Source organism: Paenirhodobacter sp. YD-8 (assembly GCF_056590935.1).
This window is the reverse complement of the sequence record NZ_CM152649.1, coordinates 1,735,217-1,751,390: the sequence shown is the minus strand read 5'-3', so window position 1 is coordinate 1,751,390 and position 16,174 is coordinate 1,735,217. Positions and strand designations below refer to the sequence as shown.

Annotated in this window: 17 protein-coding genes; 10 read left to right on the top strand and 7 right to left on the bottom strand. The window is 69.0% G+C overall.

The genetic code is table 11. The features are described 5' to 3' along the window. Window positions 1-107 precede the first annotated feature (107 nt). The 3 genes from AC0QTQ_RS08560 to AC0QTQ_RS08550 all read left to right on the top strand — a co-directional run bounded on the left by AC0QTQ_RS08560 (window position 108) and on the right by AC0QTQ_RS08550 (window position 3,213). Window positions 108-1,055, top strand: coding sequence for a glycosyltransferase family 2 protein (locus AC0QTQ_RS08560; protein ID WP_480259097.1), 948 nt, complete (start codon window positions 108-110; stop codon window positions 1,053-1,055). Then, entirely contained in the window at window positions 1,055-2,107 is a 1,053-nt protein-coding gene (locus tag AC0QTQ_RS08555) for a glycosyltransferase family 2 protein (protein ID WP_480259096.1), read from the top strand. The genes AC0QTQ_RS08560 and AC0QTQ_RS08555 overlap by 1 nt, the downstream gene beginning before the upstream one ends. Before the next feature lie 134 nt (window positions 2,108-2,241). Continuing rightward, a complete protein-coding gene (locus AC0QTQ_RS08550; RefSeq protein ID WP_480259095.1) occupies window positions 2,242-3,213 on the top strand; it encodes a phosphoadenosine phosphosulfate reductase in 972 nt (323 codons plus the stop codon). Window positions 3,214-3,228: 15 nt separating this feature from the next. Here AC0QTQ_RS08550 and AC0QTQ_RS08545 read toward each other — a convergent pair whose 3' ends face one another. The 3 genes from AC0QTQ_RS08545 to AC0QTQ_RS08535 all read right to left on the bottom strand — a co-directional run bounded on the left by AC0QTQ_RS08545 (window position 3,229) and on the right by AC0QTQ_RS08535 (window position 4,421). Then, window positions 3,229-3,573, bottom strand: a complete 345-nt coding sequence (locus tag AC0QTQ_RS08545; RefSeq protein WP_480259094.1) for an urease accessory protein UreE C-terminal domain-containing protein — start codon at window positions 3,571-3,573, stop codon at window positions 3,229-3,231. A gap of 188 nt (window positions 3,574-3,761) precedes the next feature. Then, entirely contained in the window at window positions 3,762-3,983 is a 222-nt protein-coding gene (locus tag AC0QTQ_RS08540) for a hypothetical protein (protein ID WP_480259093.1), read from the bottom strand. 132 nt (window positions 3,984-4,115) lie between these two features. Then, window positions 4,116-4,421 carry a hypothetical protein gene (locus AC0QTQ_RS08535; RefSeq protein ID WP_480259092.1) on the bottom strand — a complete coding sequence of 102 codons (306 nt, stop codon included), beginning with the start codon at window positions 4,419-4,421 and terminating at the stop codon, window positions 4,116-4,118. A gap of 143 nt (window positions 4,422-4,564) precedes the next feature. Between AC0QTQ_RS08535 and pyrC the strand changes: the two genes are divergently transcribed. The 4 genes from pyrC (at window position 4,565) to AC0QTQ_RS08515 (ending at window position 10,585) form a co-directional block, all read left to right on the top strand. Next, entirely contained in the window at window positions 4,565-5,599 is a 1,035-nt protein-coding gene (gene pyrC / locus AC0QTQ_RS08530; RefSeq protein ID WP_480259091.1) for a dihydroorotase, read from the top strand. A 183-nt stretch (window positions 5,600-5,782) separates the two neighbouring features. Then, a complete protein-coding gene (locus tag AC0QTQ_RS08525; protein ID WP_480259090.1) occupies window positions 5,783-8,011 on the top strand; it encodes a calcium-binding protein in 2,229 nt (742 codons plus the stop codon). A 174-nt stretch (window positions 8,012-8,185) separates the two neighbouring features. Next, entirely contained in the window at window positions 8,186-8,866 is a 681-nt protein-coding gene (locus AC0QTQ_RS08520; RefSeq protein WP_128147172.1) for an orotate phosphoribosyltransferase, read from the top strand. 222 nt (window positions 8,867-9,088) lie between these two features. Beyond that, a complete protein-coding gene (locus AC0QTQ_RS08515; RefSeq protein WP_121531120.1) occupies window positions 9,089-10,585 on the top strand; it encodes a replicative DNA helicase in 1,497 nt (498 codons plus the stop codon). Window positions 10,586-10,824: 239 nt separating this feature from the next. Here the strand turns inward: AC0QTQ_RS08515 and AC0QTQ_RS08510 are convergent, their stop codons facing one another. From AC0QTQ_RS08510 to AC0QTQ_RS08495, 4 genes are read right to left on the bottom strand one after another with little or no spacing between them, the layout of a single operon-like run. Next, the gene (locus tag AC0QTQ_RS08510; protein WP_480259089.1) at window positions 10,825-11,232 is read right to left on the bottom strand and encodes a rhodanese-like domain-containing protein; all 408 of its coding nucleotides are present in this window, start codon (window positions 11,230-11,232) and stop codon (window positions 10,825-10,827) included. Between the two features lie 10 nt (window positions 11,233-11,242). Next, window positions 11,243-11,473: a thioredoxin family protein gene (locus AC0QTQ_RS08505; protein WP_128147171.1), complete on the bottom strand. Its 231-nt coding sequence runs from the start codon at window positions 11,471-11,473 to the stop codon at window positions 11,243-11,245. Window positions 11,474-11,486: 13 nt separating this feature from the next. Then, the gene (locus AC0QTQ_RS08500; protein WP_480259088.1) at window positions 11,487-12,545 is read right to left on the bottom strand and encodes a permease; all 1,059 of its coding nucleotides are present in this window, start codon (window positions 12,543-12,545) and stop codon (window positions 11,487-11,489) included. Beyond that, window positions 12,542-12,829, bottom strand: coding sequence for an ArsR/SmtB family transcription factor (locus tag AC0QTQ_RS08495; protein WP_121531128.1), 288 nt, complete (start codon window positions 12,827-12,829; stop codon window positions 12,542-12,544). Before AC0QTQ_RS08495 ends, AC0QTQ_RS08500 begins: the two co-directional genes overlap by 4 nt. A gap of 173 nt (window positions 12,830-13,002) precedes the next feature. Between AC0QTQ_RS08495 and AC0QTQ_RS08490 the strand changes: the two genes are divergently transcribed. Genes AC0QTQ_RS08490 through arsJ form a run of 3 tightly spaced genes read left to right on the top strand, consistent with a single transcriptional unit; the run spans window position 13,003 to window position 16,106 of the window. Further along, complete coding sequence (locus tag AC0QTQ_RS08490; protein WP_121531130.1) at window positions 13,003-13,833, top strand: metalloregulator ArsR/SmtB family transcription factor; 831 nt, start codon at window positions 13,003-13,005, stop codon at window positions 13,831-13,833. Window positions 13,834-13,845: 12 nt separating this feature from the next. Next, entirely contained in the window at window positions 13,846-14,868 is a 1,023-nt protein-coding gene (locus AC0QTQ_RS08485; protein WP_480259087.1) for an ArsJ-associated glyceraldehyde-3-phosphate dehydrogenase, read from the top strand. Beyond that, window positions 14,868-16,106: an organoarsenical effux MFS transporter ArsJ gene (gene arsJ, locus AC0QTQ_RS08480; protein WP_480259086.1), complete on the top strand. Its 1,239-nt coding sequence runs from the start codon at window positions 14,868-14,870 to the stop codon at window positions 16,104-16,106. Before AC0QTQ_RS08485 ends, arsJ begins: the two co-directional genes overlap by 1 nt. Window positions 16,107-16,174: the final 68 nt, after the last annotated feature.

Here is a 16,174-nt window from a genome sequence, read left to right as displayed (position 1 = left end):
CCCGATGGCGCTTGCCTGCGACAGGAGTCTTTGGGCCGGGAAAATGGGCCTTTTCCCTGGCAAAAATACTCCCCGCGGAGCGTCCGACGCCGCGGCCGGGGGCGGCGATGACAGCTTCGTCCCCGCGCGTCGCCGTGGTCACCACGATGAAGAACGAGGGCGCCTTCCTGCTCGAATGGCTCGCCCATTACCGGGTTCTGGGCGCGACGTCCTTCTATGTTGCCCATAACGACTGCGAGGATGGCCAGCCAGAGATTCTGGCGCGCCTGGCCGAGATGGGCCTTGTGCGCCCGCACGCGACGCGGGCGACCGAACATGGCGGCATCCAGCGCGCGGCGCTGCGGCAGGCGCGCTGGTATGAGGAGGTGACGCAGGCCGAGTGGATCTGGGTCTGCGATGCCGACGAGTTTCTGGTGGTGAAGACCGGCGACGGCAGTTTCGCCGCGCTGATCGGGGCGACGCCCGGGGCCGATGTGATCGGGGTGAACTGGCTGCAGTTCGGCTCGGCCGGGATCACCACCTATGACCCCGCCCCTGTCACCCGGCAATTCATCCGCTGCGAACGCCCGCCACGCATGGCCTATGTGAAATCGCTGTTCCGCCGCCTGCCCGAGATGGCGCGGATCGGCGTGCACATGCCGCACCCGCGCACGGGCGTCGAAGTCGTGCGTGCCATTGCCGGCGGCGCCCCCTGGCGCAAGGGCCGCGGCGGGCTGATCCTGAAGGCCGACACCCGCGTGGCGCAGGTCAATCACTATGCGCTGCGGGCGCGTGACAGCTTTCTGGTCAAGCGCGACCGCGGCAGGGTGAACCACGCGGGCGAGGACATGGGCGCCGACTATTGGGCGCGGTTCGAGCGCAACGAGGCCGAGGACCACGCCATTGCCCGCTATGACGCGGCGGTGACGGCAGAGCTTGCGGCGCTGCGGGCGGACCCCGAGCTTGCGCGGCTCGAGGCCCATGCCCGCGACTGGCACCGCGCCCGCATCGCGGCGCTGCACGCCCGGCCGGACTGGGCGCACTTCTCGGCGCGTCTTGTCGCGGGGGCGATGTGATGCGGGTGCTGGCGATCCTGACGGTGAAGAACGAGGGCGCCTTCCTGCTCGAATGGCTGGCCCATCACCGCGCCATCGGCTTCACCGATTTCCTCGTCTTCTCGAACGATTGCAGCGACGGCACCGACGTCATGCTCGACCGGCTGGCGGCGATGGGGCTTCTGACCCATGTGCCGAACCCGGGGCCCTGGCCCGAGGGCCCGCAATGGGCGGCGCTGAAGACCGCCGACCGGCACCCGCTGATGCGGCAGGCCGATTGGGTGCTGTTCCTCGACATCGACGAATTCGTCAACATCCACGCGGGCGACGGCACGGTTTCGGCGCTGCTCTCCGCCCTGCCCGAGGCGACGGCAATCCCGCTGACCTGGCGGCTCTTCGGCAATGCGGGCGTCGTCGATTACACCGATGCGCCGATCACCGCGCAATTCACCCGCGCCGCCCCCGATGCAATGACCTGGCCCTGGCGCGCGATCCTGTTCAAGACGCTCTTCCGCAACGACGGCAGCTATCGCAAGCTCGGCGTGCACCGCCCGCGCAGCCCCGATCCCGCGCGGATGGCGGCACAGCGCTGGTTCGACGGCTCGGGCGTCGAGCTGCCGCAGATCTACCACCGCTCGCGTCTGTTCTCGCCGCCGGGCGAGCCGCACTACGGCCTTGTGCAGCTCAACCATTATGCCCTCGGCGCGATGGAAAGCTATGTGCTGAAATGTGACCGCGGCCGGGCGAATCGCGAGGCCTCGACCTTCGACATGAGCTATTGGGTCGAGCGCAATTTCTCGTCCGAGGAAGACACCAGCATTGCCCGCCATGCCCCGGCGCTCGCCGCCGGCATGGCCGAGCTGATGGCAGATTCCGCGCTTGCGCGCCTGCATGCGGCCGCGGTCGCCTGGCGGCGCAGCCGGATTGCCGAGCTGCTGCTTGACGAACCGTTCCGCGCGCTGTTCGGGCGGCTGCTGCTGACGCCGCCCTCGCGCCCGCTGCCCCCGGCCCTTGCCGCGCGGATGATGGCGCTTGCCCTGCGGGCGCAGAAAGCGCGCGGAGAAACAGTCTGAGCGGATTCGGCACATTCCTGCCGGGAATGCGGACAATCCTTTGAAATTCCTTAATTTCCCTGATTTTCGCCCGAATTCGGCAATGCTAGGTTAATATCTCGGAGGGCACCTTTCCCGGGACAGCGGAGGAGGCCATGGACAGCATTGTGGAAACCCGAAAACCGATGCGGGAAATGAGCGACAGCGAATGGAAGCGGCAGATCGCGGATCTGGGCGAGGACGAGGGCTATTACGAGCCGCTCGGGCCTGCCCATGGCGCGCTTTTCGCCGACCGCGGGCCGGTGCTGCTGGTCAGCTTCGAGGTGCGCGGCGCGATCCGCAGCCGCGGCGAGGGGCAGGTGCCGCTCGGCTACAGCCTGGCCGAGGCCGCCGATCATTCGAGTCTGACGCTGATCTCGGACCGCGACACCTGGTTTCGCGACCCGGCGGTCTATGCCTTCTTCGACCGGCTGGTCGATGACGGCTTCTTCGAGGATTTCGACCGCGTCGTCTTCTACGGCGCGGGCCCCTGCGGCTATGCCGCCGCGGCCTTCTCGGTCGCGGCCCCCGGCGCCACGGTGATCGCGATCCAGCCGCAGGCGACGCTCGAGCCGCGGCTGACCGGCTGGGACGACCGCTTCACCGAGATGCGGCGGCTGTGCTTCACCGACCGCTACGGCTTTGCCCCCGACATGCTCGAGGGCGTGGGCAAAGCCTATGTGCTGTTCGATCCGGCGGTTACGCTTGACGCGATGCACGCGGCGCTGATGGCGCGGCCCTGGGTCGAGCTGCTCGCCTGTTTCGGCGCCGGCTCGACGATCGAGCGCACGCTGACCGATCTCGACGTGCTCGAGACGATGCTGACCCAGGCCTGTGCCGGCAGCTTCGACGCGGCGAACTTCTGGCGGCTTTACCGCACGCGGCGCAATTCGGGGCGCTATCTGCGCCACCTGCTTGCCCATCTCGAGGGCACCGGGCGGACCTATCTGGCCGCGATGCTGTGCCGCAACGTGGTGCGCCGGATGAATGCGCCGCGGTTCCGCGCGCGTCTCGGCCCGCTCGAGGAGGCGCTGGCCGCGAAGGGCGTCACCCTGCCCGACCCGCTGCCGCTGCCCTCCGAGATCTGACCCCGGGGAACGGGGTCAGGCGTTCGACCCGCGCCCCGAGGGTTCCTCGGGCGCCTCGACGTCATGGTCGTGCGAGGCATGCACATGCACTGAGGCCCGCCGCGCCGCGGTGCCGCGCGCGACCTGATCGAGAAGCATCTGCTCGGGCGCGAAAAGCGGCGCGGGCGTGAAGGGTTCGGCGGTGATCCGCAGCTCGAGCCCGAGCGCGTGCAGCGCCTGCGCCAGCGCATCATCCGCCTGCACCAGAAGCCGGTCGCCCTCGATCTGGCAGGGCGCACGGAACTGCCCCACGCACAGCGCGGCGAGAACGAGGTCACCCCGCACTTCGGTCAGCGTCTGCGTCGTCGATGTCTCGGACATCCGGTCCCCTCCCTGCACTGCTCCGGCCTGTGCGACCGGTCCGGCCCGACTATCCGCCGCGCCGCGCCGATGCGCAAGGGGGCGCGGCCGCGTGCCGCGACGACGAGGGCGAGGGCGAGGGCGAGGGCGAGGGCCGGGATCGCCGCTTCGGAGGGACGGGCCCCGCAAGACACCCGCCCCGTCCGGGCTCAGTAGCAGAAACGATCGCTCAGCACATGCGAGGCAAGCCCCGATCGGGTCAGCCCCCGGCGCCGCAGATCGTCGTCACCAAGCGCCGCCAGCGCGTCGATCTCGGCCAGACGCGCCTGTCGTTCGGTATGCGACGTCAGCGCCGCCGCGAGCGACGCCAGCAGGGGGTGGGCCTTGGACGCGCGCAGCGCGCGCGGTTCTGTCGCAAAGACGTATGCCATTGGAAACCTCCTGATGTCGGGTCAGTCCGTCTCCTCCCATGACATCAAGGATACGTCAGAATCGCTGCCATAACTATTGCGCGCAGCGCATGGCTGCACGGCAAGCCATGCACGCGTCAGCCGCGGCCGGGATCAGCAGGAATAGGCCCGCGCGGTGACCAGATAGACCGCCGCGCCCGGCTCGACCCGGTCGAAGACGATGGTGTTCGCGCCGCTTGCGCGCGCGCTGTCGAGCACCTTGTTGCGGGCGTATTTGATCCCCTGATCGCCCAGAACCGGGCCATAGACCCCGGGCTTCATGGTGATCGTCGAGACGAAGCGGCAGCTGCCGACCTCGCTTGCCTCGGCGGTGCGCACGCCCGTGACGCCGCGGAAACCGGGATCGTTGCAGGCGGCCAGCACCAGCAGGGCACCGGCAAGGGCGGTCAGGGTCTTCATCGCGGCTCTCCTCTTTGGCCCGAAGGCGGCGCCATGCTGCACCGGCACGCGGGCGCCGACAATCCCCCTTCCCCGGCCCGCTGCGTCACATCGGCGCGAAGCTGCCACTGGATTCGCTGCCCCGCCCGGTGTAGGTCGGAGCCATGACCCAGATCACGCTCCCCCGCCCCGACGACTGGCACCTGCACCTGCGCGACGGCGCGATGCTGAAGGCCGTTCTGCCCGAGAGCGCGCGCCATTTCGCCCGCGCGATCATCATGCCGAACCTGGTGCCGCCGGTGGTGACCGGCGCGCAGGCCGCGGCCTATCGCGAGCGCATCCTCGCCGCCCTGCCCGCGGGCATGCGCTTCACCCCGCTGATGACGCTCTACCTGACCGAAGAGACCGACCCCGCAGATGTCGCCGCCGCCGCGGCCGCGGGCATCGTCACCGCGGTCAAGCTCTATCCGGCCGGGGCGACCACCAACTCGGCCTCGGGCGTGCGCGACTTCGACAAGGTGCGCGGCGTGCTCGAAAAGATGGCCGAGATCGGGTTGCCGCTGTGCGTGCATGGCGAGGTCACCGACCCGGCCGTCGACATCTTCGACCGCGAGGCGGTGTTCATCGAGCGCGTGCTCGATCCGGTGCGCCGCGCCACGCCGGGGCTGCGGGTGGTGATGGAGCACATCACCACGAAGGACGGCGTCGACTATGTCCGCAGCCAGGGCGAGGACCTTGGTGCGACGATCACCGCGCATCACCTGATCATCAACCGCAACCACATCCTCGTGGGCGGGATCAAGCCGCATTACTATTGCCTGCCGGTCGCCAAGCGCGAGAGCCACCGCCTGGCGCTGGTCGAGGCCGCGACCTCGGGCGAGACGCGCTTCTTCCTCGGCACCGATTCCGCGCCGCACACCGATGCGAACAAGGAAAGCGCCTGCGGCTGTGCGGGCTGCTTCACCGCCACGAACACGATGTCGCTGCTGGCCGAGGTGTTCGAGCGCGCCGATGCGCTCGACCGTCTGGCGGGCTTTGCCTCGGAAAACGGGCCGGCCTTCTATCGGCTGCCGGTCAATGCCGAGACGATCACCCTCGAGAAGGGCGAGCCCGTCGCCTACCCGGGCCACGTCTTCAGCGCGGACGGCCCCGTCACCGTGTTCGACCCGGGCTTCCCGCTGCACTGGCGCGTCCTCTGACCGCCCCGAAACGCCCCGATGCCGCCCAACCGGGCGGCGTCGACCCTTGCAGCCAAAACAATCCTCGCCATCCGGCCATGCAAGGTTGACATGGCTGCCCCCGTTTCCCTAGCCTGAATCGGAACCGCCCCCTCCTGCGGACGGGGTCTTGACGAGTATTCGGGTCACGGGAAGGGCGCATCGATGACAACGGTTTCGCACACGCAATATTATTCCGTCCACGGTTTCAGCTATGACTATCGCTTTTACTGGAACACGCAGCAGGACGCCGCGACCGGCTTTGATGCCAGCGTGTCGCTTGACGTCACCGCGGACCCCGGCGCGGGCTTCACCTATACCGTCGAGCAGGTCGACCTTGCCGATGGCACGATCTGGGTCGACATCACCCCGGACGGCAACACCTACGCGCTGAACCTTGACGGGCTGGACGCCTTTCAAGCCGAGATCAACGCCAGCATCATCGGCGTGAACTGGCGCCTGGACGGGGCTGCGCATTCGACCGTCGTGCTGGAACTCGAGCTCGTGCGGGGGCAAGACAGCGTCGGCGGTTATGAATACGGCACCCGCTATTACTTTGCTCTGGGCGGCGATGCGCTGCCCGATTTCGCCTCGCTCTCGGCCTTCTCGAGTTTCGACGACACCGGCATCACCGGCGTCTATGCTCCGGGCGGAGCCTATGGCCCGGGCGTGCTGATCGAATGGGGCGACGTGCTCGCGGCCGAACTGCTCGGCGCCGATGACGACATCTCGGGGAGCGCGGGCAATGACGACCTGTCGGGCGGCATCGGCGACGATTACTTCTTTTCCTCCGAGGGCAACGACACCTATCGCGGCGGGGCCGGCGACGATCAGGTGACCTTCGGCAATGACCCATCGGGCGTCACCGTCACTCTTTACAACGGCACCGCCATCGACGGCTGGGGAGACACCGACCGCCTCTTCGGCATCGAGACCCTGCGCGGCAGCATGTATGCGGACCGGCTCGTCGGCAGTGCCGCCAGCGAGGCGATGCGCGGTCTGGCCGGCAATGACACGATGAATGGCGGGGCGGACATCGACACCGTGCGCTATGACCGCGACGCGACCTATGGCGGCAACGCCGGGGTGACGGTGAACCTCTTCCAGCAATATGCGATCGACGGTTTCGGGGATCGCGACACCCTGTTCAACTTCGAGAACGTGCGCGGCTCGGCCTATGCCGACGCGATCACCGGCTCGATCGTCGCGAATGCGATCCGCGGCAACGAGGGCAACGACAGCCTGTTCGGTCTAGGCGGAAACGACACGCTGCAGGGCGGCGACGGGGATGACGCCCTGAACGGCGGCGTCGGGGACGACCTGCTTCAGGGCGATGCGGGCAACGACCGGCTGTTCGGGCTCGACGGGCTCGACACGCTGCAGGGCGGCGACGGCAATGATGCGCTCGGCGGCGGCGCCGGCGCGGATGTCCTGTTGGGCGAGAATGGCAACGACGCGCTGTGGGGCGGCAGCGAAAATGACCGGCTCGACGGCGGCGCGGGCCGTGACACGCTGGCCGGCGGTTTCGGAGACGACACGCTCGCCGGCGGCGCCGACAACGACGTGCTGCGGGGCGAGGCCGGCAACGACCTGATGCGCGGCGACAACGGCGACGATTTCATGCTGGGGGGAGACGGCAACGACACCCTGAACGGCGGCCTCGGCAACGACAGCCTCGGCGGCGGCACCGGCAACGACCGGCTCACCGGCGACCTCGGCAATGACCGGCTCTTCGGCGACGCCGGGAATGACACGCTCGGGGGCGGGATCGGCAATGACTCGCTCTGGGGCGGCGCGGGCCAGGACATCCTGTGGGGCGGCGACGGCGCCGACCGGCTGGAGGGCGGTTTCGGCGCCGACAGACTGCTCGGCGAGGCCGGCAATGACCTGCTTCTGGGCAACCAGGACAATGACATCCTGTGGGGCGGGCTGGGCGATGACACGCTCGATGGCGGGCTTGGCAACGACATCCTCGGCGGCGGCGACGGCAACGACCGGCTGTTCGGCAGCTTCGGCACCGACAGCCTGCTCGGCGAGGCCGGCAACGACCTGCTGTTCGGCAACCAGGGCAATGATGTGCTGTGGGGCGGGCTTGGCGATGACACGCTGAATGGCGGGCTCGACAATGACACCCTGCGCGGCGATGGCGGCGCCGACACCTTCGTCTTCGCCGGCACCTTCGGTCAGGACGTGATCGTCGACTTCGCCACCGCCGGAACGCTCGAGCGGATCGACCTGTCCGGCGTCGCGGCGATCATCGACTTCGCCGACCTGACCGCGAACCACCTGAGCATGGTCGCGGGTAACGCGGTGATCGACGATGGCGCGGGCAACACGATCACGCTGCGCAACGTCGACGCCGGCGCCCTGCTCGCGGACGACTTCCTGTTCTGAGCCCCGCCGCCCGGGCAGGCCGGGCGGCTTTCCCGTCCTGTCGGGGCGCCCGGGCCGGGCGGGTCTTCCGTCCCGAGGGCGCGCCCGGGCACGCCCCGGGGCGGCTTTCCCTTCCCTTTCGGGCCGCGCTCGCGTATGGGGCACGCAGCCAGCTGCGTGAACGGAGTTCCCGAGATGATCCCCTCCTCCTACCCGACCCAAGACGAAATCGCCCGCCTCACCGCGCGGATGCTGCTCGAGATCAAGGCCGTGCATTTCAATGCCGAGGAGCCCTTCACCCTCGCCTCCGGCCTGCCCAGCCCGACCTATATCGACTGCCGCAAGCTGATCTCCTTCCCGCGCATCCGCTCGACGCTGATGGACTTCCTGTCCGTCACCGTGCTGCGCAATGCGGGCTTCGAGGCCTTCGACAACATCGCCGGCGGCGAGACCGCGGGCATCCCCTTCGCCGCGATGGTGGCCGAGCGGCTCGCGCTGCCGATGACCTATGTGCGCAAGAAGCCGAAGGGCTATGGCCGCAACGCCCGCATCGAGGGCGCGATGAGCGAGGGCCAGCGCGTGCTCCTGGTCGAGGATCTGACCACCGACGGCGGCTCGAAGCTCAGCTTCGTCGATGCGATCCGCGACACCGGCGCCACCTGCGCCCACACCGCCGTGATCTTCTACTACGGCATCTTCCCCGAGACGGTGGGCAAGCTCGCCGATCACGGCGTGGCGCTGCATTACCTGTGCACCTGGTGGGATGTGCTGGCCGAGGCCCGCGCCCAGGGCGCCTTCGATGCGAAGACCCTCGACGAGGTCGAGGCCTTCCTGAAGGCGCCGCGCGCCTGGCAGGACGCCCGCCAGAAGGGCTGAGGCCGAAAAACCTGTGGACAGTTTCGGGGGCAGGCTGTGGACAGTCTGCCCCCGACTCGCTTCCCCCTCGCGCGATCCCACCATCCATGGTAGGCTGATCGCCAAGATCCACAACAAACGCCGCAAGTGGCCGCCCCGGCGGCCGGTTATCCACAGAGATTTCCAGATGGCGCGGCCCGTCCCCGATCGGCTATGCGACGGGTTCCGGGCCATGAGGCAGAGATGAACGAGACCACCGCGATCCGCAACGACACCGCCGCCCCCGCCGAGGTGCCGGAAGAGGCGCTGCCGCACAACATCGAGGCCGAGCAGCAGCTGCTCGGCGCGATCCTGACCAACAACGACATCTTCGACCGCATCGCCTCGGTGGTGAAGCCCGAGCATTTCTTCGAGCCGGTGCACCGCACCATCTACGAGACCGCGATCGCGCGGATCCAGAAGAACGCGCTCGCCTCGCCGGTGACGATCAAGGCCTATCTCGAGGACGATCAGGGCCTGCAGGCGCTTGGCGGTGCGACCTATCTCGCCCGGCTCGCGGGCGCGGCGATCTCCTCCTATGCCGCGCGCGATTATGCGCAGATGATCCATGACCTCGCGCTGCGCCGCGAGCTGATCCGCCTTGGCAAGGATCTCAGCGCCTCGGCCTCGAAGGTCGACATCGGCATCGAGCCCGACGAGTTGATCGTGAAGACCGAGGGCGCGCTTTACAAGCTGGCCGAGACCGGCACCGCCGAGAAGGGCTTCGTCAGCTTCCTCAAGGCGGTGACCGAGGCCGTGCAATCGGCGAACGCCGCCTATCAGCGCGACGGCGGCCTCGCCGGCGTCTCGACCGGGCTGACCGACCTCGACAAGAAGCTCGGCGGGCTGCACCCCTCCGACCTTCTGATCCTCGCCGGCCGTCCCTCGATGGGCAAGACCTCGCTCGCCACCAACATCGCCTTCAACATCGCCAAGGCCTACAAGCGCGGCCAGCGCCACGACGGCACCGAGGGCGCGGTCGAGGGCGGCGTGGTGGGCTTCTTCTCGCTCGAAATGTCGGCCGAGCAGCTCGCCGCGCGCGTGCTCTCGGAAGCCTCGGAAGTGCCCTCGGAACAGATCCGCCGCGGCGACATGACCGAAGGCGAGTTCCGCCGCTTCGTCGAGGCGGCGAAGGCACTCGAGACCTGCCCGCTCTACATCGACGACACGCCTGCCCTGCCGATCAGCCAGGTCGCGGCGCGCTGCCGCCGGCTGAAGCGCACGCACGGGCTCGACGTGGTCTTCGTCGACTACCTGCAACTGCTGCGCGGCACCGGCCGCACCGACAACCGCGTGCAGGAAATCGGCGAGATCTCGATGGGCCTGAAGGCGATCGCGAAGGAGCTGAACATCCCGGTGGTCGCGCTGTCGCAGCTCAGCCGAACCGTCGAAAGCCGCGAGGACAAGCGCCCGCAGCTGAGCGACCTTCGCGAATCCGGCTCGATCGAACAGGACGCCGACGTGGTGATGTTCGTCTATCGCGACGAATATTACCACGAACGCATGAAGCCGCCGGAAGACGACCCGAAATTCGCCGAATGGCTGCAGAAAGCCGAGCGCGTGCACGGCAAGGCCGAGGTCATCCTCGGCAAGCAGCGCCACGGTCCGATCGGCACCGTCGAGGTCGCCTTCGAGAGCCGCTTCACCCGGTTCTCGGACCTTGCGCGGCAATGGCAGGGCGAGGGCGGCGAGGGCTACTGAGCCCCCGCCCGCGTCACGCATTTCAAACCGACCCGCGGGCGTCGACCGCGCGAAAGGGGGCTGTCTGCACCCCTCTTGCCCGTGCCGGGCAATTCACCCCCCGAGGATATTTTCAGCAATTGGAAGCCCCAAAAGCAGTGGCGGGCACCATGCACCCGCCCTCCCGCTTCCAATTGCCCCAAATATCCCGGGGGTGAGGCCCGTCAGGGCCGAGGGGGCAGCGCCCCCCCCTGCCGCGCTCAGCCGCAGCAGCACCCCGCCCCGGAGCAGCTTGCCGCGCTCGCCTCGGCCAGCGCCGCCGGATCGCCGGTCACCGGGAAGCCGCGCGCGATCCAGCGCTCGAGCCCCGGCTCCATCACCGCAACGTTCTCGAATCCCTGAAACATCAGGAAATAGGCGGCCTTGCGCGCCTGCGTGCCGCTGTCGCCGACCAGGATCAGCGCCCGGTCACGCGGGATCTCGGCCCAGCGATCCTCGAACTCGGCAAAGGGGATGGCGCGCAGATCGCAGCCGCCGAAGCCCAGTTTCGCCACCGCCTCGGGCACGCGCAGGTCGATCAGCAGCGCTCCCTCGCCCAGCATCCGGTGACTGCTGGTCGGGCAGGCCACGCGCACCTCGGGCAGATCCTTCACCATGGTGTCGCTCATCATCCCCTCCTCAGGCCAGCCAGCCCAGAACCTCGTCCGGCGCGGGCACCGAGCCCTTGTGGACCACCTTCTCGCCCACCACCACGGCGGGGGTGGACATCACCCCGTAGCCCGCGATGCGGCGCAGATCCTCGATCTTGACGACCGAGACCTCCCGCCCCGCCTCGCGCGCCACGCGCTCGATCAGCTCGACGGTCGCGCGGCATTTCGCGCAGCCGGTGCCAAGAACCTTGATCTCCATCGAAAACCCCTTTTCAGAACAGAAGGTTGAACAAGAACCCTACAGCCAGGATGCCGCAGCCGACGACGCCGATGAAGACGGCGATCAGGCGCAGCGTCAGCACCTGACGCAGGATGATCATCTCGGGCAGGCTCAGTGCGATCACGCTCATCATGAAGGCGAGCACCGTGCCGAGCGCCGCGCCCTTGCCCAGAAGCGCCTCGACGATCGGGATCACGCCGGCCGCATTGGTGTACATCGGGATGCCCAGCACCACCGCCGCCGGCACGCTCCACCAGGCATCGGCGCCCATGATCCGCACCATCAGATCCTCGGGCACATAGCCGTGGATCAGCGCGCCCATCGCGATGCCGAGCAGGATCCAGAGCCAGACCCGGCCCATGATCTCGCGCAGGGCATCAACGCCAAGGCGATAGCGTTCGACCATGCTCAGCGGCGCGCCGCCCGCCTCCTCGGGGGCAGAGGCGCCGGTCGCGATGTCGCGCACCCAGTCCTGCAGCCAGCCCTCAAGATGCAGCCGCCCGATCACCCAGCCGGCGAGGATCGCGACGGCGAGGCCGAAGCTGAAATAGGTCAGCGCCACCGCCGGCCCGACCAGGCCGAACAGCATCACCAGCGCCACCTCGTTCACCATCGGCGCGGCGATCAGGAAGGAGAAGGTCACCCCGAGCGGCACCCCGGCCGAGACGAGCCCGATGAAGAGCGGCACCGCCGAGCAGGAGCAGAACGGCGTCACCACCCCCAGAAGCGCGGCCAGCACGTTGCCCACGCCTTCACGCCGCCCGGCGAGAAGCGCGCGCGTGCGCTCGGGGCTGAAGAAGCTGCGCACCACCCCCATCGCGAAGACGATGAGCGCGAGCAGCATCAGCACCTTCGGCACGTCATAGAAGAAGAAGGCGAGCGCCTCGCCGGTGTGGCTGTGCCGCTCGACCGGGATCAGCGCGGTCAGCGCCTCGGAAATCGCCGGCAACCGGCCGTAAAGCCAGAACCAGGCGGCCACCGCCGCGAGCACCGCCAGATGCGGCCAGGGCGCGGGATGCGACGGGCGGGGGGCTTCGACTTCGGCGCTCATGCGGCGCTCCTTTCTGCGGCCTCGGCCGCCAGAACCGCGTCAAGGAGGGCACGGATCTCGGCCGGCATCTCCGGGTTCAGCCGGTAGCGCACCCATTGCGCATCGCGCCGATCGGTGACGAGGCCCGCCTGTTTCAGGGTCTGCATGTGCCGCGACATCCGGCTTTGCGTGGCATCGAGCCGCGCCATCAGCTCGCACACGCAATGTTCGCCCCCGTCCGCCAGCAGCCGGATCGCGGCAAGGCGGGTGGGTTCGGCAAGGGCGGTGAGAATGGTCAGTGGCATTTCCGGACTCGCGCATATGCGTTACAGCGCATTTATCCGCCCGCGCCGGGTACCGGGCAAGCCCAGCGGGTGGGGTGCGACGGAATGCAGCAGTGCCGCCATGTCCCGCGCGTCATCCCGCCGTCATCGAAACGTCACTTGGCACGTGTCATTGATTCCACTATTCAGGAATTATGGAACAGATTGACGCCCCCCTCGCCTTCACCGCGCTTGGCCACCCCGGCCGGCTTGCCGTCTTCCGCCTGCTGATGCGCCGCGTGCCCCAGGCGACACGGCCCGGAGAGATCGCCCGCCTCACCGGGGTGAAGCCCAACACGCTCTCGCATCACCTCGCCGATCTCGAGGCGGCGGGGCTGATCCGCTCGGAACGGCAGGGCCGCGCGATCCTCTATTCGGTCGCGCTCGAGAACCTGACCGCGCTGGTGGGCTATCTCGTCGCCGACTGCGGCCGTGGCCGGCCCGAGCTGTCGGCGGCGCTGATCGCGCAGGGCGCGCGCCCCGTGCCGCGCGACCGGCCGCTGAATGTGCTCTTCATCTGCTCGGGCAACTCGGCGCGCTCGATCTTTGCCGAGGCGATCCTGCGCGATCTTGGCGGCGACCGCTTCCGCGCCTTCTCGGCCGGCACCCGGCCCGGATCGGCACTGAACCCGATCGCGGTCGATCTGCTGCGCCGCAACGGCCTGCCGGTCGAGGGGCTGCGCGCCAAGCATATCGCCGAGTTCGAGCTGCCCGGCGCGCCGCGGATGGATTTCGTCTTCACCGTCTGCGATGCGGCGGCGTCGGAGGAATGCGCCCCCTGGCCCGGCGCGCCGCTCACCGCGCATTGGGGCGTTGCCGACCCGGTGCAGGCCGAGGGCACCGAGGCCGAGCGCGGCCTTGCCTTCGCCCGCGCCTTCAGCGAGCTGCACCGCCGCATCGCCGCCTTCGCCGCCCTGCCCTTCGACACGCTCGACCGCCTCGCGCTGCAGCAGCAGCTCGACCGGATCGGCCTTGATGACCTCTGACGGAGCCCTCTGATGACCCGCACACCCCCGCGCATCGCGCTGAACGGCCTTGGCCGCATCGGCAAGCTTGTCCTGCGCCGCCTGATCGAGACCGGCGCGGCCGAGGGCCTTGTCCTGGTGAACGAGCCCCTGGGCAGCGCCGAGCAGCACGCGCTCTTGCTGGAATTCGACAGCGTGCATGGCCGCTGGCCGGCGCAGATCACTCAGGATGCCGACAGCCTGACGGTGAACGGCCAGCGCCTGCGTCTGACCGCAGCGCGCCGGTTTCAGGACCTGCCGCTGGCCGAGATGGGCATCGACGTGGTGCTCGACTGTTCGGGCGCCTTCCGCAAGGCCGCCGATTTCGCGCCCTGTTTCGAGACCGGCGTGCGCAAGGTCGTGGTCTCGGCCCCGGTGAAGGACGGCGACGCGCTGAACCTTGTCTATGGCGTGAACCACGCGGCCTATGAGCCCGCGCGCCACCGCATCGTCACCGCGGCAAGCTGCACCACCAATTGCCTCGCTCCGGTGGTGAAGGTGATCCACGAGGGGCTGGGCATCCGTCATGGCGCAATCACCACCCTGCATGACGTGACCAACACCCAGACCATCGTCGACCGCCCGGCGAAGGACATGCGCCGCGCCCGCTCGGCGCTGACCAACCTGATCCCGACGACCACCGGCTCGGCCAGCGCCATCGGCCTGATCTTCCCGGATCTCGCCGGCCGGCTCGATGGCCACGCGGTGCGGGTGCCGCTGCTCAACGCCTCGCTCACCGATTGCGTCTTCGAGGTCGAGCGACCGACCACCGTGGCCGAGGTGAACGCGCTTCTCGCCGCCGCGGCCGCGGGGCCGCTCGCCGGTATCCTCGGCTTCGAGACGCGGCCGCTCGTCTCCTCGGATTACGTCAACGACCCGCGCTCCGCGATCGTCGATGCCGGGGCGACGATGGTCACCGGCGGCACCCAGGTGAAGGTCTTCGCCTGGTATGACAACGAATGGGGCTATGCCTGCCGGCTGGCCGATGTGCTGGGCCTGGTGGCGGGGGCGCTGTGATGGACCGCCCCTTGCGCGCCTATGCGGCGGTGACCGCGGCCTATTGGGCCTTCATGCTGTCGGACGGCGCGCTGCGGATGCTGGTTCTGCTGCATTTCAACGCGCTCGGCTTCTCGCCGGTGGCGCTTGCCTGGCTGTTCCTGCTCTACGAGATCGCGGGGATCGTCACCAACCTTGCCGCGGGCTGGATCGCGGCGCGCTTCGGGCTGGCCTCGACCCTTTACGGTGGGCTGGCGCTGCAGATCGCGGCCCTCGTCGCGCTCGCCAATCTCGATCCGGGCTGGAGCCTCACCGCCTCGGTCGTCTTCGTGATGGCGGTGCAGGGCGTGAGCGGCGTCGCCAAGGATCTGGCGAAGATGTCGGCGAAATCGGCGGTGAAGCTGCTCGCCCCCAAGGGCGAGGGCGCGCTCTTCCGCTGGGTCGCGGCGCTCACCGGCTCGAAGAACGCGGTGAAGGGCGTGGGCTTCTTCCTCGGCGCGGCGCTGCTGGCGCTGGCGGGCTTTGGCGCCGCGGTCTGGGGGATGGCGGCGGTGCTGACACTGATCCTGATCGCCGTCGCGGCCTTCCTGCCGCCCGGTCTGCCCGCGGGCAAGAAGGGCACGAAATTCGCCGCCGTCTGGTCGCGCGATCCGCGGGTGAACCGGCTGTCGCTGGCGCGGATGTTCCTGTTCGGCGCGCGCGACGTCTGGTTCGTCGTCGGCATCCCGGTCTATTTCGACGCCGTGCTGTCGGACGGCACGCCCGCCGGCAACCGCGCCGCCTTCTTCCTGATCGGCGGCTTCATGGCGGCCTGGATCATCGGCTATGGCCTGGTGCAGGCGCTGGCGCCGAAGATCCTGCGCGGCGCCGCGGCGGACGGCCCGCGTGCCGCCGCGCGCTGGACAGACGCGCTGGTGCCGATCCCCTTTGCGCTTGCCGCCGCCGCCCTTGCCGCTGGTGGCCCCGCGCCCTGGCTCACCGTGGTGCTGGTCGCCGGGCTGCTTCTGTTCGGCGTCGTCTTCGCGCTCAACTCCTCGCTCCATTCCTGGCTGATCCTCGCCTTTGCCGGCGAGGGCCGGGTGACGATGGACGTGGGCTTTTACTACAGCGCAAATGCCGCGGGCCGGCTGCTGGGCACGCTGCTCTCGGGGCTCAGCTATCAGGCGGGCGGGCTGCCGCTCTGCCTTGCCGCCGCCGGGCTGATGGCGCTGGCCAGCGCCCTTGCGATGCGCCCGCTTGCGCGGATCGGCGCCGCCTGAGCGGCCCCGCCGGCCACAGTTCCGTCATCGCGCGGGATGCGGGTGCGATTGCCCTTGACCTTCGCGGC

Excerpts from the sequence above, each read along its gene's own strand:
- AC0QTQ_RS08490 (WP_121531130.1), top strand. The coding sequence starts at position 13,003 with ATGGAACAGATTGACGCCCCCCTCGCCTTCACCGCGCTTGGCCACCCC.
- AC0QTQ_RS08495 (WP_121531128.1), bottom strand. The coding sequence starts at position 12,829 with ATGCCACTGACCATTCTCACCGCCCTTGCCGAACCCACCCGCCTTGCC.
- AC0QTQ_RS08505 (WP_128147171.1), bottom strand. The coding sequence starts at position 11,473 with ATGGAGATCAAGGTTCTTGGCACCGGCTGCGCGAAATGCCGCGCGACC.
- pyrC (WP_480259091.1), top strand. The coding sequence starts at position 4,565 with ATGACCCAGATCACGCTCCCCCGCCCCGACGACTGGCACCTGCACCTG.
- AC0QTQ_RS08500 (WP_480259088.1), bottom strand. The coding sequence starts at position 12,545 with ATGAGCGCCGAAGTCGAAGCCCCCCGCCCGTCGCATCCCGCGCCCTGG.
- AC0QTQ_RS08535 (WP_480259092.1), bottom strand. The coding sequence starts at position 4,421 with ATGAAGACCCTGACCGCCCTTGCCGGTGCCCTGCTGGTGCTGGCCGCC.
- AC0QTQ_RS08560 (WP_480259097.1), top strand. The coding sequence starts at position 108 with ATGACAGCTTCGTCCCCGCGCGTCGCCGTGGTCACCACGATGAAGAAC.
- AC0QTQ_RS08545 (WP_480259094.1), bottom strand. The coding sequence starts at position 3,573 with ATGTCCGAGACATCGACGACGCAGACGCTGACCGAAGTGCGGGGTGAC.
- AC0QTQ_RS08510 (WP_480259089.1), bottom strand. The coding sequence starts at position 11,232 with ATGAGCGACACCATGGTGAAGGATCTGCCCGAGGTGCGCGTGGCCTGC.
- AC0QTQ_RS08515 (WP_121531120.1), top strand. The coding sequence starts at position 9,089 with ATGAACGAGACCACCGCGATCCGCAACGACACCGCCGCCCCCGCCGAG.
- AC0QTQ_RS08550 (WP_480259095.1), top strand. The coding sequence starts at position 2,242 with ATGGACAGCATTGTGGAAACCCGAAAACCGATGCGGGAAATGAGCGAC.
- arsJ (WP_480259086.1), top strand. The coding sequence starts at position 14,868 with ATGGACCGCCCCTTGCGCGCCTATGCGGCGGTGACCGCGGCCTATTGG.
- AC0QTQ_RS08520 (WP_128147172.1), top strand. The coding sequence starts at position 8,186 with ATGATCCCCTCCTCCTACCCGACCCAAGACGAAATCGCCCGCCTCACC.
- AC0QTQ_RS08485 (WP_480259087.1), top strand. The coding sequence starts at position 13,846 with ATGACCCGCACACCCCCGCGCATCGCGCTGAACGGCCTTGGCCGCATC.
- AC0QTQ_RS08540 (WP_480259093.1), bottom strand. The coding sequence starts at position 3,983 with ATGGCATACGTCTTTGCGACAGAACCGCGCGCGCTGCGCGCGTCCAAG.
- AC0QTQ_RS08525 (WP_480259090.1), top strand. The coding sequence starts at position 5,783 with ATGACAACGGTTTCGCACACGCAATATTATTCCGTCCACGGTTTCAGC.
- AC0QTQ_RS08555 (WP_480259096.1), top strand. The coding sequence starts at position 1,055 with ATGCGGGTGCTGGCGATCCTGACGGTGAAGAACGAGGGCGCCTTCCTG.